Raw genomic sequence first — 15703 nt, 5'->3', positions numbered from 1 at the left:
TTTCGCGGCACTTCAGACGATGAAATTTCATAGAAGGCCCTCAATTTGGCTTCGCCAAATTCGAGGCTTCCATAACAATGTCCTTTGTTCGGACATCGTTATTTCAGGATAAAATCGTCTGTTCCATAATGTACTTGTCGTCGGAGTTTACTCTTATCCCATGCGCTTTACAGCAGGTTACATCTCTTATAATCTGGTACAAATCGGAGATTCTCCCCGCATTCAGCTTCTTTTTCAGCAGGATTTTCCGGTCCGTGTTATTGCTTGGCATTTTAGAGGATTTGGAGAAAAAAAGCTTTCTCGCTTCCTCCAGTTGATCTGGCGATGCAAGCCGGCGAAGCCCCATTTTCTCGGCATTGTCTGTCGGAACATACGCAATCAGGCTGTTCAACTGCAAGTGGATTGTATAGTACTCTCTTGGACAACTCATGAACTGCTGCGTCTCGACGGAGCTTACACAGCCCGCTCCCTGTAACGGATAAAACACCTTGGCTCCAGATTCTAACATTTGCTGACCCCCACTCTTATTGTCCGCATCATCGCTTTCGCAATAATACTATCAATATGATGATATAAAAGTGCCGCAAAGCTGCAGCTCAGTTTTACTTCCTATAATAACTATAACACACCATTGTCAAGCCCCCTTTGCGCGCCTGACCCCTGATGGATATCGGAATGGGAAGAAAAGTTGGGACACTCCGGACTATATTCAGCTAAATAGACAAGTATGCAGTTCGTACAGCACGAGTCTCACATACAATATTTTAGAATAAAAGGATGGGCGGTGTAGATATTGGCCAAAATATCAGTTCTCATGCCGGTTTATAATGTGGCCCCGTATATTGAAGAAGCAATCTGCAGTATATTAACGCAAACCTATAAGGATTTCGAATTACTTATTATTGATGACGGATCAACGGATGGAACCTTAGATATTATTAGAAAATTCGGTGACAGCAGAATTAAAGTGATTGAGCATTCGATAAACCTGGGATTAATTGAGACCTTGAATCAAGGCATCGATTTATGTACGGGTGAGTATATTGCCCGGATGGATGGTGATGATATCGCTTTGCCCCATCGCTTAGAACGTCAAGTGACATTCATGGACATTCATCAGCATTGCGGGGTTTGCGGTTCTCAGGTTCGTTTCTTGGGAAAAGATGGTGTTTCCACGAAACCTTTAAATCATGAGGAAATTAGATGCTGGCAGTTATTCCACTGTACGATCGTGCATCCAACCGCTATGATCCGAAAATCCGTACTAGAGAACCATGGTATCAGATATCTGTATTATTATCATGCCGAGGATTATGAAATATGGAATCGATTAGCGGCAGTTACGCAGGTAGTTAATCTTCCTGAGGTGCTGCTCATGTACAGACAGCATTCCAATCAGATATCCAGTACTCAACAACATACACAAGAGATACAATCTGAATGCATCCGCAGAGATCAATTACGTACGATCGACGTTGAAGCCTCAGCTGAGGAGTACCAGACTCACTTGGATTTTTGCCATTTTAGAATACGTATATATGAACCCGATCACTATAATAAATGCTTAGCATGGGCTCACAAGATTCTGGAGGGCAATTTACGGAGACAAAAGTATGACCACCAAACCTTAAATATGGTATTATCCCAATGCTTTAGTCTATCCAGATATTAATATTTTCTTAAAAAAAGACGGCGTATATTCGAGAGTAACAGAATGTACGCCGTATTTTTGCTGCATATACAATACTATTCATGTAAAAGAGGAATCTTCCGCAGTTCCTGATCTAATCTCAGTACCCCTCTGCCAAAAAAGCCATAGCTACCGGCTCCGCTTCTCCCTCCGAGCAAGCTCTGTATGCACCACCAGGCAATATCAGAATCGCCGGTCTGACGCGGGTATTGGGCATCTCATTGGAGGCATCCAGCAGGTACGCTTTCAGAGAAACGTCTTCATTCGTAAGCCTAATGTTTGTTATTTACATAAGCCCTCCATTAGGTTTCAAGTTCTTTGAGACACTTCATAACAACATTCTTCGAATAGGAAAATTGAAGTTTGCCATATAGCTTACCGTACCTGTAGGTCTCTACCGCCATAATCAAAAAGATGTACATTTTGTACAGCAGCATCCTTGCCTGATCGTCACCGGTAATCGTCTTGGCGTCTTTCATTTGGCCGGTGTAAGCACTCCAGAATTCCTTTTCCTGCCGTACATCCTTGAACAACATAAAGGCCGGCGGAAAATCGGCATAAGGATCTCCCCAAAAGGAACGCTCGAAATCCACAATAGCCTCGATTTCATAATCGTCCCCTTGCTGTGTTAAGAAAATATTTCCGGGCCAAAGATCGAAATCCACCAAGCCCGGGACATTTACGGCTTCCAATAATTGCTCCTTGTGATTCAGAACCGCCTCTATGCGGCTGTACGGCAATTTCACCCTCAGCCGTTTGCCATCCTCAAGGATCATGTGCACCATATGCCTGAATGCTTCTCTCCACGTTGCAAATTGCAACCGGGAGTCCTCTGAGAAATATCCGAAATAGTCTCCTTTGATTTGGTGAATCTGAGCAAAGTAACCACCCAGCTCATGCTTGATCTTAATCAACTGCTCCGCCTTCAGCTTTTTTCTGAGACTGTGCATCGTCTGTCCCCTTAGGGCGCTCATAAAAAAATAATCACTTGGAATCAGGCTCCGGCTAAAGTCATAGCACAGGATGCGCGGTGTCGGGATCGAAGTTGCTGAAGCGAGCCGACGGTACACCTCGACTTCCGTTCGCATCAGATTTTTTTCATAGGTCAGGAGAGGTGCCTGAGGGTGAACGGATACCTTCAGCACCAAATCCTGTTCTCCCCCCGGCTGTTCTATATAATAAGCAGCGTTGAACATGCCTCCCTTCAGTTCTCTGATCCTCCCAATTGGTGTATCATCCCCAAATTGCTTTCTGATGAGCTTCACAATCTGATCATCCGACAACCGATGTTTTGTCTTGCTGTTCACAGACATCCCCCCGATTCGTTGTCATTAAGCTTAGGTATTCATTGTCATCCGCTTAGACGCAGGCAGCAATCGTCTCCCGGATAGCCGCCAGAATATCAGCTTCCTTGAATTTCAGAACATTCATCGTATCTTCCGGATTCAAATAAGCGTCCCGGTCCTGAATCATTGCCGTATAGCCCAGATGAATGCCGTGTTCTTTACCGGCTGCGGTCGAATGGGCATCCGCTTCCTCCATAGCCGGCTTCATTTGCTCCAGGGGCAGCACAGCAATCTGAGTCTCCTTCTGTCCCAGCACATCGGCAATGATCTGATAGAAATCCTTGAATTTCATATTCATTCCGCAAATGGCATAGCTGCTTCGATGGGTTCCGTTTTCAATGGCTCCAACCGCCGCTTCAGCAACCTGCTGTGCAGTAACCATAGCTGTTCCGCCGCTTAGCACCGGTACAAAGCTCTGACCGCGTACCTGCTCCACGAAAACGCTCCACAATGGTGTTCTGCCCGGCATAAGTCCGAAAATGTAAGGCAGCCGGAGAGACATGACGTCCATTTGCCCTTCACCTTCCATGAAGGCTACCTCTTCCTGAAGAAGTCTTGTTCGTGGATAAGCATTCTCTTTCTTCAAATTCAGATCATGCCAAGCTTCAGTGAAATGGGCAAAGTAAGAACCGAACAGCACAAATTTCTTAACTCCCGCCTGCTTGGCCAACCGTGCCAGCCGCTGAGTGGGGAGGACATTGGCTTCATAGAAAAATTTCAGAGCCGGAGCATCGGGCACGACACGCTCGTCCACACCTGCCGCATATACAAACGCATAACAGCCGTCCAGTAAAGCCAATACCTCCTCGTCACTCATTGCCGTAATATCGCCAAGCCTGCAATCAACTTCCTGCGGAAGCAAATCTTCTGCCGGACTAGGCGGTAAAGAAATGGTAGAGACTGAATATCCGCGTTGTAACAGCTCCTTCGTTGTATAGTAGCCAAGAAATCCGGTACCGCCTAATACAAAAACTTTGTTCATGCTTGTCACCCTCCTGATATGTTTTAGGTTTATTAGCTGCTGGTTGAACTTCTTGCTAATTTATAATCCGCGGCGAATACTTAAACCTTATATGCGGATACTGTAGCCTGCAATTCTGCAGCAGCTTTATTCAACTGGCGGGTAGATACGTTATTCTCCCTGACCATTTGATGCTGATATTGGGATTGTTCAACAGCATGCTGACTTTCCAGGTATGTCTGATGCGCAATTGCGGCGAGCTTATCTATGGAGGCTTTGACCTGCTCAGTACCCGCATGCATCTCTTGAGCTGCGGCTGAAATTCCCTGCATTTCTCCGGAAATGCTTATTGTTCTACGCATTATAGTTTCAAAAGCAGCACGGGTCTCCTTAATCGAATCCTCTGTCTCCATTACTTGCTGTTGACTGTGCTCCATTTGCTTCACGGTTTCCAGCATCTCTTCCTGTATGCTGGCAGCAATTTCCCAAATATGATCTGATGAATGGGCTACCTGCTCAGCCAGCTTCCGGATTTCTGCAGCAACAACTGCGAATCCTCTCCCGAATTCACCAGCACGTGCAGCTTCTACGCTTGCATTTAGAGCAAGCAGATTGGTCTGAGCGGCTACTGCTTTGATAATGTCAACGACTTCACTAATAGAGATGGACCGTTTCTCCAGTACTCTCAAGGATTCGGAACAGCTTGTAACCGTGTGCCTCAATTCCAGCGCATGCTCATGGACCTTATCAATCAACATCTTCCCGCCTAATGCTTCCTTTTCCGAGAAAACAGAATTTTCAGCAACAATGGAGGTAGAAGCTGTGATTTGTGCAACTCCTTTTGCCATTTCTTCAATAGCCTGAACGCATTCTTGAGTGCTTTGCAGCTGATTCTGTGCTCCACTCTCAATCCCTTGAATGGAATGTTTCATTTGATCTATTGAACGCTCGGAATGCTCCATGGTATGGGTTAATTTATCCGTAGAACTTAAGACCAGAAGTGTTGTATTTTGAGAAGCGCCTACGAAACGGGCCAGATTTAGCCTCATGGTTTCAAAAATTTCAGACAGTGTGCCGAACTCATCCCTTGAATGAATGTGGATTGCATCTGTCAGCTTACCTTCTGCGATAACGCTTGCCGCTTGAATCAGACGCCGAATCGGACGTGTGATAGATCTTGAGAAGAACACGCAAAGAACAATAACGATGCCAACGATGAATGCTTGAAAGATCATTGCCTGCTTAAAAGCGAGCCAGTTGGATTCAACAGCCCCGTTCAATCCCGTCTGAATCCGTTTTGTATTGGCATCCTTCAGCCCTGATATTAATAGGGTGATCTCTTCACCGGCTTTTTGATTCCCTGCTGTAAATTGCTTAAATAGCGGCAATACATTTGCAGTTTCCTTTGCGGACCCGGGATTTAACTGTCTATACTGCTGCATTTTTTCGATGAAAAGTTTAGAAAGCTGCGCTGTCTGCTGGTTAACATTTTCCTGAGGGCTGTACCCTAGAGCTCCAAGCAAGCTCATCAGTTGATAATTGGATAACGTCTGCTGCAGCTCGGTAGCTATCAACGAGGATTGAAGTTCATTGTCCTTTATTGCTATAATCTTTTTGCTTTGATTACTGATTGTCAGGTTGAGAAAACCGATTGTTATAAGAAAAAGAACAACTACTAGCCCAAAAGCTACGAAAATTTTTTTGCGGATATTCATCACGATTCCCCCTTACGCTAACTGCAGATCTTTTTATTAGGTTATCTGGATATGTCACAAAGAACAGGAGGAACGACGCTTGACGACCCAGCAATTGGATCTGGAAATTGAAATTCGTAATAAATGCAAATTGCTGTATGAGAGCATTCAGTTGCCCGTATTTTATTCATTGCGGACTGAGAACGAATTCATATTCGCAGGGAACAATCTTGATGAATCATTGTTGCCGGACCAGGATCAGATCTTATATCTGCTTGACTCTACTAAACGCTCAAACGTACCGGTAATAAGCTCCACCGAATTCGGGGAATCGTATATTTCCATTCCGGTTATACAGAATGATAAACGTGAGGCCATTATCTTGATTGGACCTTCGATTACCCACACGCTCACTAAAGATGAGATAAAGTCTTTGCAATACGCCTCTTTCCGCCCGCTGGAGAGCAGCTCCTATTTGCAGCAATTGCCTGTTGTACTTACCAAGCGGCTCTATCACCTAGCTGTTCTGGCCTATTCGCTAATGAATGGAATCTTATTAGACTTAAACGAAGTTGCAGAAAAAAATCTGATTTCCGATGAATCCTTGCGTTCTAAAGAATCTACAGAGGTTGCAATATCTGAACGGAGAGAATTTGCTGAATTTCAAGGTCTCTTCGACATTGAGAGGACCATGCTCAATTCCGTTCGTGAAGGGGACAAGAGCGCATTTATAAATATGACGCTAACCTCCAACTTTAATGGTGCGGGAGTTATGTGCATGCATAATCGGCTGCGCAATATTAAAAACCTGGCCATTTGCGCGATAGCCCTTGGAACCCGTGCGGCCATTGAAGGCGGGCTTTATCCGGAAGCAGCCTACGCCATCGGCATACTTCATATTCAGTATGTAGAAGAGTTGTCTGATACACGTTCTGTTGAGCTGGCAATCAGTGATGCTCTAATGGATCTTGTGGAACGTGTGTCCAACAGTAAAAGAAATCAATACTCCAAAACCGTATCCGTTTGCCAGGAGTATATATTTAGCCATTTGTTCGATCACATCCATCTCTCGGCTTTAGTTACGTTAACGGGACTACATAAAAATTATTTGTCTCAGCTCTTTAAAAGTGAAACGGGCTTTACCATTCAGCAATTCATCCAGCGGGAAAAAATCAATGAAGCCAAAAAACTGCTTGATTTGACCAGCGAGCCTATTGCAACCATTGCGACAAGATTAAATTACTATGACGAGTCTTATTTCATAAAAATATTTAAAAAGCATACCGGGATAACACCTAAACGCTACCGGGATAAAAAGCAGCCACTGGATGTTAGCTGATATTAATCATAAAGAATTGAATATTTCGCAAATAGTATAAACGAAAGAAATATAGTATTTTTATACTCGAAAAATCCAATCTAACCATCAACCAAAAGCAGTTCTATTCGGCTCATTCATAAAAACAGCCAGCCCGAAGGCTGGCTGTTCAAATTAATGTTTCCCCTTTAAGACTCTGCAATCCCCTTAAGTGCCGGATTAACATCGTTACCTTGCGGTTTCCCTGTACCTGCAGATTTTTGTTCCAATTCTTTCATCACGGACTCTCCTTCAATATCCAGGTTGGGCAGAATCCGGTCCAGCCACTTCGGCAAATACCACGCCGATTTACCCATTAGCGTCATAACGGCAGGTACAATAAGCAGCCTTACTACAAATGCATCAAAGAGGATGCCGAACGCAAGCGCGAAGCCCATCGACTTAATGATCGGATCTTCTGCCAGCATAAAGCCGGTAAATACGGAGATCATAATCAATCCGGCTGCTGTCACCACCCCGCCGCTGTGTCCCATTCCGGCGAGGACAGCGCGTTTTGCATCTCCTGTGTGTTTGAATTCTTCACGCATCCGGCTGACCAGGAAGACCTCATAGTCCATTGCAAGGCCGAACAGAATACCTACAACAATAATAGGCAGGAAGTTCAATATTGGACCTGATCCATAGAAGCCGAAGAGGCTACCCAAATGTCCGTCCTGAATTACAAAGACCACAAATCCAAACGTTGCTCCGAGTGATAGAATAAAGCCAAGCACAGCTTTGACCGGCACCAGCAGGGAACGGAACACCAGCATCAGCAGGAAAAATGCCAACCCGATGATCACCAGACAGAATTTTGGCAATGCATCGTTTAGATTCTGGGAAATTTCAAGATTGAATGCAGTACTGCCGGTAACCATCAACTCCACATGGTTGTTTTCCAGAATCTCCGGTGCCTGATCCCTGATTGCATCCACCAGCTTAGTGGTTTCAAGGTCATGCGGCCCCGTTGCAGGAATGATATTGATCAATGCAACCTTTCCGGACGGCCCCGGAATGGCCGGTGATACAGTCCCTATATTCGGCAGACTCTGCAGTTCTTTTATTGCACCGGATACGTTAGCCATGAAATCTCCTTCACCATCTGCACGAGCCAGAACTATGAGCGGATTGTGAAAGCCTGCACCATATCCTTCGGAGAGCAGGTCATAAGCACGGCGCTCCGTTTTTTCCGTTGACTTTTGCCCGTCATCGGAAGTACCAAGTTCCATATGAGAAAAAGGCAGGGCAATTGCGCCCAGCAGGATCACGCCCAGAATGACCACTGTCCAAGGCTTCCGGGTTACCATGTGTCCCAGACGGTTGCCTTTACGGTTCCCGCGTTTACGCGGCTTAAGCCATTTATTTACGCTTTGAGCGCTGATCCGCCCTCCCATTGCTGCGAGCACAGCGGGAACCAGGATGATCGAGGTAAGCATTGCTATGAATACACAGAATGCGCCTGCCAGACCCATTGCCGTCAGGAATGGTATCTTCACTACGGCAAGTCCGGCAAGTCCGATAATGACTGTGATGGCTGCAAAGACAACAGAGCTCCCTGCTGTTGCGTTCGCGATGGCGATAGATTCGGAGCTGTCATAGCCATCCGCCAATTGCTGGCGGTATCTGGAGACAATAAAGAGTGCATAGTCTATTCCGACCGCCAGTCCAAGCATGGCTGCGAGCGACATTGAGGTTGAGGGAATATCCATCATATTGGTACCTATCATTACTCCCAATAATCCAATCCCGAGTCCTGCCACTGCTGTGATAATCGGCAGGACACCAAGCAGGAAGGAACTGAATGTAATGGACAGCACCAGGAAAGCGATGACCACACCGATGACCTCTGATGGTCCCATGATCTTCATCTGAACATAAGCCGAGCCTGTCAGTTCAGCCTGCCAGCCTGAGAAGCGCATGCCATCAGCGACGGAATCGATATGTTCTCTGGAAGCATCTGTCACTTCACCAGCCGGTGTTTTATAAGTTATGTCCATATACGCTATGGTCTTGTCAGCATTCAGCGAATGGTTATCATAAGGACCCGCAACAGATTTCACTTGGTTATCCTGCGAAATTTCTTTCAAGGTTTTCTTAATGATAACTTGAGAAGCTTCTGAGGATAACCTTTGTCCTTCCGGAGCTTTGATGACCAGACGGGTTTGTCCCCCATCTTCCTGCGGACCGGCAAATTCCTTATTCAATAAATCAATCGCTACTTGGGATTTCAGGCCCGGAATGGACGTGTTGTCATTAAACGCCGGTCCCAAGGTTAACGCCAGAAACGCAACCGCCAGCAGAACCCCAAGCCCTCCAAGCATTACTTTCTTTGCATTCCTAGCCGACCAGTGACCTAGCCGGTACAAATATTTAGCCATTTCATTTCCTCCCGACATCCTATTTTTCTCTCTTATGCACTTAGTTTAAATGAAAAGAAAGAAATATGAATCGTACCAAGGGGAAGAATGGGACATGTACTTTTGGGAAAAAAAAGGGCAGTATTCGGACAAAAAAAAACATACGGAAGATTGTAGTCTGCCGTATGTCTCTAAAAAACCTTTAGATATGAAGAATGCCCCGCTCCAAGGCAGTAACAACCGCCTGTGACCGCGACTCTACTCCAAGTTTGGCATAGATATTGGTTAGATGCGCTTTAACAGTCCTTTCCGTAATTCCCATATCGAAGGCGATTTCTTTGCTCTTGAACCCCCTTGCGACTAATTGCAAAATAAACACTTCTTTATCAGTGAGGATAACGTAAGCTTCTTCTTTCGTTTCTGGCATCTCAATACGTTCCTTGGCTGCTAAGACTTTAGCCAAAATATCAGATTGCAGAAGAGTGCTCCCCCGTATTGCAGACTCAATCGTCCGGAATAGCTCGTCCCGGCTTGTATCTTTCAGCAAATACCCCTTTGCCCCCAGAGCCAGAGCATTCACCATTAATTCATCCTCGTTGTAGGTCGTTAAAATAATTATGGGAATTCCGCATTGCTTAGCCTTTAGAGCCTTCAGCGTCTCCAGCCCGCTCATTACCGGCATATTTAGATCGAGGAGAATCACATCGGGAGAAAGCTCCTGGATCAAGCTAAGCGCAACCTGTCCATTCTCCGCTTCGCCGATAATACTAAAACGGTTATCGGTCTCCAAGATCATTTTCAATCCTTCCCTGACCACTAGATGGTCATCAACAATCAGTATTTTATATGGGTTCATATCCTGTCTCCTTTATGAATCGGAGCTTCTATTTGAATACTTGTACCGTTAGACAGACTCCTGATTGTTATTGTTCCCCCGATTAAACGCACACGCTCATACATTCCCAGTATGCCGTAATGGCCGGTTTTTTTTCCGATTAGGCTTGTATCGAACCCTACCCCGTTATCCTTAATTTCGATCTGGATGCTGCTCTTCTGTTCAAGAACATTCACCCATACCTTATCTGCTTGAGCATGCTTCGCTACATTCATCAAGCATTCACTGATTATTTGCAGACTATGCTCCCTTAGGGTTCCCGTCAGGTGGGAGACAATTTTAACTTGATGAAAGACATTAATCCCTGTCGCTTGAAAGAATCTCCGTGTTTCATCGGTTACTGCCTCCTCAAAATCTATTTTAGAAGCAGACTTCGAACGGAGATTATCTATCGCGAGGCGGGCCTCAGCTAATATTTTTCGGGCCTGGCCCATGGACACTTGCAGGAACTCCTGTGATCTTATGATATTTCCTTGAGAAATATGAGCATTGACTGCTTCAAGCTGCATGATAATTCCCGCTACCCCTTGTGCCAGTGTATCATGCAGATCCCGCGCCAGACGTTGACGTTCATTTGCAAGTGTCAGCTCCTCTACCTTTTTATGAGCCTTTTCCAAATCCTTCAGAAAGGTTTGTGTGCGAATCCGGGCATGAACCTGTTGGAAAAACAACGAAGCGTATGCAACCACAATAATCAGCATTAAAAGAAACAAGGGAACTAGAAGAGCAAGTTCATATTGATTGTCCAAATAAAGTATGGTATAGAAGAACATCGAAACGCAGTAAAGGATCACTAAGGTTATTTTTCGTTTTTGATAGTAGAGGCCTATGCTTTGACCAATTAATACTGGAAACAAACCGATTAGAACAGCCGGAGAACTGTCAGGCATTAATAAGGCACATGTAAAAATCAGCAGACCTTGAATTATAAAATAGAGCCAAGATTTTGATATAGTGATTTTGTACAAATTCCAATGCAATATGATATGAAAACTATATACGGCAGTGAAAATCAGGCTGTCGAGCAAATACAGTGTATTTAAATTTTGCAGTATCATTGAAGCTGCATATACTAACGAAACCCATAGCAGGATAGGAAATCGAGCAACCATCATTTCATCTATGACTTGCTCTTGAAGTTCTCTGTTTGTTTTAAATATCTTTAGAATCTTCATCTCATCTCCCCTTAGCGTTACTTTATATTGTCAAATGACTAATCACGATTGTACTACAGTTCAGTTACTATAGAATCGTACTAAAGGGCATCGTCGCTTGTACTAAAGGGAAGTCACAAGCCAGTCCGTCAACAAAAACGCAAGGTTAAACGCATAAAAAGATAGCTGCAGATCCCTGATGGCAACTGCAGCTCCTGATATTTTAGATTTCACAAGTGAACTCAAAGCTTCCACTCTCTAGGATGTGCTTCTTCCCACTCGGCATGACAAGTGTGCATTCGGTTGATACAGGCACTTGTACGTGAATGGTAAATCTATTTTCTTCTATGCTCCATTCCGAAGAAGCCCGGCCATAGGGGGTTTTGATGCTCCCCTTGGCTGAAGTAATCCCTCCGCCTATGACGGGTTCAACCTGGAATGTCCGATACCCTCCGCTGGTCGGCTCCAGGCCGACCATACGTCTGTATAACCAATCACCAACTGCGCCATTGGCATAATGATTGAAGGAGACCATTCCCCCACCGGATTGTTCATCAGATTTGTTGCCGCTGAGGTCACCTATATTCACCGTGCCGTCCGGGCGGAGCGCATCCCAGCGTTCCCATATGGTCGTTCCCCCGGCTTTGACTTCGTACAGCCAGGAAGGGCAGCCCTCCTGAAGAAGCAGATCGTAAGCCTTATCCGCATACCCATGGTCTGATAACGCAAACAGCAAATAAGGTGTCCCGGTGAAGCCTGTGGTCAGCTTGTTGCCCGCATCCCGGACAAGACGGACGAGATTATCGGCCATGACCGCCGTTTCCTTGCCTTCCGTCATATTGAAATGAAGCGGAAGGACATAGGCGGTCTGGAATTCCTTCTTCAGATTACCTTTGCCGTCGGTGAAGACCTTGCGATAGGCCTGGGTAATCCTGGATTGCAGTTCACGGTAGTTGACCGCATCCTGTTCGTGGCCGAGCAGATCGGCAATTTGGGCGGCTAACCCGCAGGAATTTGCAAAATAAGCGGTACCAACCCATTTTCCTTTCTGGAGCCACTGCCTGGCCGTTTCGTCAGGTGCGCACCAGTCTCCAAAGTGGAACGGGAAGCGCCATACATGGCGGCTGCTGGGTGTAAATGCGAGAAACTCCGACCACCATTTGGCCGCTTTCAGGAATTTCTTGATGGTCGGATATTGCAGCTCCAGCAGGCGCTTATCGCCGCGGGCGAGATATTCTGCCCAAGGGACCAGAACGCAACTGTCTCCCCAAGCGGATGTGGCCATCTTCGGCCAAAAGTCGCCGGCGCGCGGAATCACCATAGGAAGACCGCCTCCGGGAGCCTGCTCTGCCCGCATATCCATCAGCCATTTGTCGAAGAAACGGCTCAGATCAAAATTGTAGCAGGCGGTCCGGGCAAAGACGGCAATATCGCCGGTCCAGCCCTGACGCTCGTCCCGCTGCGGGCAGTCGGTAGGAATGTCAATGAAGTTGGATTTGCCCCCCCAGCGAATGTTGCTGTGCAATTGATTGATCAGCTCATTCGAGCATTCAAACTCACTGATTTCCTCAAAATCCGAATGCAGCACCAGCGCCGACAACTCTAACTCCCCGGGGCTGATTCCCCTCACACCAACGTAGCGGAATCCCATGTACGTTAAGCGTGGAGAGTAGGTCTGATCACCGTCCGTACAAATATAAGTGGCTGCAGCTTTCGCGGTACGCAGAGATTTAACGAACAGCTCGCCATCCACAAGCACCTCGGCATGACGGAAGACGACCTCCTGACGATGCTTCCCGCGTAGTTTGGCAGAAATGACGCCGGCAAAATTCTGCCCGAAATCGTAGATGATTTCACCGCTCGGCGACACGCTCTGGGCAATCGGCTTCATCACCTCCTGGACCCGGACCGGATCACCATACTGCGCCAGCAAGATGGGATTCTTGCGCGGAGCGGTCAATGTAGACCGCTTCCAAGCAATTTGTTCCAAACTGACTGTAGCGTCGTATGTTTCTCCGTCATACCATTCGGCCATGCGGTAGTTGCCTTCCTCCGAGACTTGCCAGGATTCGTCCGTGCAGACGATATCGTGCGTTCCATCCTCATATTCAAGATGCAGCTCACAGAGAAAAGCCTGCCGGTCCGCGCTGATCTTGCTTTTCCGGTTGTAGTTAAACGAGCCGGCAGCCCATCCTCCTGCAACAACGGCAACCAGTGTATTATCTGCATCAAGAGAGCCGGTTACGTCGTAAGTCTGATATTGAATCTGATAATCGTAGGAGGTGAAGCCCGGAGCAAAGTAATCCTTACCGGCTTTGCTTTCGTTGAGCATCAGCTCATAGACGCCAAGCGCGGTTGCGTTAATCCATGCACGGCGTACCGGCTTATTGATCTGGAACGTGCGGCGGAATGTCATTGGAGCAGGCGACAGCTTTTTGGGAAAATCATAGCTTCCGTCGGTGATCCATTTGGCTTTCCAACGGGTATCCAACCGCCCGGTTTCAAAAGCCGCCTCCGCTTCAGCGGTCTGTCCGCTTGCACCCGTTGCGATAACATGAACACGGTATGTCGTAAACGGTTTCAGCTCGCCGCCATATAGATTATTGACCTGATCCGTTGTTTCACGCTTCCAGTCCCCAACCGTAATCACTGCTTTTAGCAATTTCTCTCTTCTTGTGTCTGAATCAAGTGCAAAGGAGATATTAGGTCTTCTGTCCGTAATACAGCCTTCAGTAAGGCCCTCTATCTTCAAACTGGCTATTTTAAGCATAGGTATGTTCCTCCCGGCGTTCTTGCATTTCCTTCTGTTTAGCTCCCAGACCCTTCTCCACATTTAAAAAGAAAAGCAAAGCGATCAAAATGATGCTAGTAAGAGTTTCAAAACCGACAAAGGCAAAGGTAATCGTGTGTTGGACTGCTTCCGGCTGCACACTGACCAATTCTCCCGACGGGTCATAGAACGGAGCAACATAGCCCGCAAATGACAGCATGCCATTGAAAATCCCAGTGCATAATCCTCCCATCGTGACCGCGATTGTGGTATAGATAGACATCGCAATGCCGTCACAACGGAACCGGACCTTCCATTCCATATGGTCCAGTGTATCGGCGAATAGAGCCATGAATATATAGGCGCTCGGCAGGAAGCCCAGATTTTTGATGAATTGTCCCGTCAGCACTATTGGCATGCTGGTCGGAAACATCCAGCAGATGGCGCTGCCTATGCCCACCAACACAAATCCGAGCAGGGTGACATTCCGTTTGCCGAATTTTTTGGCTAGCGGCCATACGGCAAAAATGCCAATTCCCAGCGGAACACCCCCCACCACGGAGATTAACGTCTGTGTAACGCCGTCGTTATACGTACCCAGCACGTAGTTGCAGTAATAGACCAGACTCAGGTTTTTCAAGCAGACTCCAAAGGTATAAATCAAGAAGTAGCTCAGAATAATCAACATATAACGGTCAGTTACAATGGCCTTGAGCTGGGTGCGGAACGGCAGCTTCGTTTCATTTCCTTCCATGTTCTCGCCTGCGCTCTCAGCCGTTACGCGTTCCTTGGTAAAGAAGTATTCAAGGAGGGTCAGCGGCAGGACGGCGATGGAAATAATACACATCACCACGATCCAGCGGCTCTTGTCCACTCCGATGATCGGCAAAATGGCCATCGGGAAGATCAGTGCGACGATAATTCCACTCATCATAATCGTTGAAATCTGGCTGAACACGGAAAGCTTGCCACGCTGGATGCTGTCACGGGTGGAGAGCGGAACCATCAAATTATGACCGACGTTATAGGTCGTGAAAGCAATGGAATAGTACAGATTGTAGGACAACAGAATCCATATGACTTGTATCTTCGCGTCTGCTTGCGGAACCAGAAATAAAAGAATGCCGGCAATGCACATGAGGGGAGCGGACAATAGCAGAAACGGCCTCGCTTTCCCTTGTCTGGTTCTGGTCCGGTCAATAATGTAACCCATAACGAAATTTGCTATTGCATCGAGGATTTTGGATACAATCGGGAATATAACAAGAAACACTCCGCCGCCTAATGAAGTCAAACCGAGCACGTCCGTATAATAAACATTCAAATAGCTGGCCAGTACTGCATTCAGAAGCAAGGCGCCAGCAGGGCCGATCAGATAACCCAGCCAGCGCTCTTTCGCATTGGTATCCCGGGTGGTTACCCGGGAGTTCAGTCCATCGGACTGAAAAATCGCTTTCAAACGGTTCATGCGCAAACTCT

The 15703-nt window shown here is 46.5% G+C and carries 11 protein-coding genes; 2 read left to right on the top strand and 9 right to left on the bottom strand.

Annotated elements, in window-relative coordinates:
• Positions 1–103: 103 nt before the first annotated feature.
• Positions 104–508: a CarD family transcriptional regulator gene (locus AC0LWN_RS09515; RefSeq protein WP_474664602.1), complete on the bottom strand. Its 405-nt coding sequence runs from the start codon at positions 506–508 to the stop codon at positions 104–106.
• Between the two features lie 285 nt (positions 509–793).
• Here AC0LWN_RS09515 and AC0LWN_RS09510 point away from each other — a divergent pair, with 285 nt between their 5' ends.
• Positions 794–1672 (top strand): glycosyltransferase family 2 protein, encoded by an 879-nt coding sequence (locus tag AC0LWN_RS09510; RefSeq protein WP_474664600.1) that lies wholly within the window; start codon positions 794–796, stop codon positions 1670–1672.
• 320 nt (positions 1673–1992) lie between these two features.
• Here the strand turns inward: AC0LWN_RS09510 and AC0LWN_RS09505 are convergent, their stop codons facing one another.
• The 3 genes from AC0LWN_RS09505 to AC0LWN_RS09495 all read right to left on the bottom strand — a co-directional run bounded on the left by AC0LWN_RS09505 (position 1993) and on the right by AC0LWN_RS09495 (position 5712).
• The gene (locus tag AC0LWN_RS09505) at positions 1993–2997 is read right to left on the bottom strand and encodes a phosphotransferase family protein (RefSeq protein ID WP_474664598.1); all 1005 of its coding nucleotides are present in this window, start codon (positions 2995–2997) and stop codon (positions 1993–1995) included.
• A 52-nt stretch (positions 2998–3049) separates the two neighbouring features.
• Positions 3050–4018: an NAD-dependent epimerase/dehydratase family protein gene (locus AC0LWN_RS09500; RefSeq protein WP_474664596.1), complete on the bottom strand. Its 969-nt coding sequence runs from the start codon at positions 4016–4018 to the stop codon at positions 3050–3052.
• An 80-nt stretch (positions 4019–4098) separates the two neighbouring features.
• Positions 4099–5712 (bottom strand): methyl-accepting chemotaxis protein, encoded by a 1614-nt coding sequence (locus AC0LWN_RS09495; protein ID WP_474664594.1) that lies wholly within the window; start codon positions 5710–5712, stop codon positions 4099–4101.
• Between the two features lie 79 nt (positions 5713–5791).
• Here AC0LWN_RS09495 and AC0LWN_RS09490 point away from each other — a divergent pair, with 79 nt between their 5' ends.
• Positions 5792–7030 carry a helix-turn-helix domain-containing protein gene (locus tag AC0LWN_RS09490; RefSeq protein ID WP_474664592.1) on the top strand — a complete coding sequence of 413 codons (1239 nt, stop codon included), beginning with the start codon at positions 5792–5794 and terminating at the stop codon, positions 7028–7030.
• A gap of 167 nt (positions 7031–7197) precedes the next feature.
• On the opposite strand, the gene AC0LWN_RS09485 is transcribed toward AC0LWN_RS09490, so the two are convergent.
• The 5 genes from AC0LWN_RS09485 to AC0LWN_RS09465 form a co-directional block, all read right to left on the bottom strand.
• Positions 7198–9426, bottom strand: coding sequence for an MMPL family transporter (locus tag AC0LWN_RS09485; protein WP_474664590.1), 2229 nt, complete (start codon positions 9424–9426; stop codon positions 7198–7200).
• A gap of 181 nt (positions 9427–9607) precedes the next feature.
• On the bottom strand, positions 9608–10261 hold the full coding sequence (locus AC0LWN_RS09480) for a response regulator (RefSeq protein WP_474664588.1): 654 nt from the start codon (positions 10259–10261) through the stop codon (positions 9608–9610).
• Positions 10258–11475 (bottom strand): sensor histidine kinase, encoded by a 1218-nt coding sequence (locus AC0LWN_RS09475; protein ID WP_474664586.1) that lies wholly within the window; start codon positions 11473–11475, stop codon positions 10258–10260. The genes AC0LWN_RS09480 and AC0LWN_RS09475 overlap by 4 nt, the downstream gene beginning before the upstream one ends.
• Positions 11476–11677: 202 nt before the next feature.
• Complete coding sequence (locus AC0LWN_RS09470; RefSeq protein ID WP_474664584.1) at positions 11678–14224, bottom strand: alpha-L-rhamnosidase; 2547 nt, start codon at positions 14222–14224, stop codon at positions 11678–11680.
• Positions 14217–15692 carry an MFS transporter gene (locus tag AC0LWN_RS09465; RefSeq protein ID WP_474664582.1) on the bottom strand — a complete coding sequence of 492 codons (1476 nt, stop codon included), beginning with the start codon at positions 15690–15692 and terminating at the stop codon, positions 14217–14219. The genes AC0LWN_RS09470 and AC0LWN_RS09465 overlap by 8 nt, the downstream gene beginning before the upstream one ends.
• Positions 15693–15703 lie beyond the last annotated feature (11 nt).

The sequence above is a fragment of the Paenibacillus sp. sgz302115 genome, assembly GCF_056120445.1.
Note: the sequence above shows the minus strand (reverse complement) of the source record. Positions and strands in the feature narration are given on the sequence as shown.

What these genes read in the sequence shown, in the direction of transcription:
- AC0LWN_RS09515 (WP_474664602.1), bottom strand. Translation starts at nt 508, where the DNA reads ATGTTAGAATCTGGAGCCAAGGTGTTTTATCCGTTACAGGGAGCGGGC.
- AC0LWN_RS09475 (WP_474664586.1), bottom strand. Translation starts at nt 11,475, where the DNA reads ATGAAGATTCTAAAGATATTTAAAACAAACAGAGAACTTCAAGAGCAA.
- AC0LWN_RS09465 (WP_474664582.1), bottom strand. Translation starts at nt 15,692, where the DNA reads ATGAACCGTTTGAAAGCGATTTTTCAGTCCGATGGACTGAACTCCCGG.
- AC0LWN_RS09480 (WP_474664588.1), bottom strand. Translation starts at nt 10,261, where the DNA reads ATGAACCCATATAAAATACTGATTGTTGATGACCATCTAGTGGTCAGG.
- AC0LWN_RS09470 (WP_474664584.1), bottom strand. Translation starts at nt 14,224, where the DNA reads ATGCTTAAAATAGCCAGTTTGAAGATAGAGGGCCTTACTGAAGGCTGT.
- AC0LWN_RS09495 (WP_474664594.1), bottom strand. Translation starts at nt 5,712, where the DNA reads ATGAATATCCGCAAAAAAATTTTCGTAGCTTTTGGGCTAGTAGTTGTT.
- AC0LWN_RS09485 (WP_474664590.1), bottom strand. Translation starts at nt 9,426, where the DNA reads ATGGCTAAATATTTGTACCGGCTAGGTCACTGGTCGGCTAGGAATGCA.
- AC0LWN_RS09500 (WP_474664596.1), bottom strand. Translation starts at nt 4,018, where the DNA reads ATGAACAAAGTTTTTGTATTAGGCGGTACCGGATTTCTTGGCTACTAT.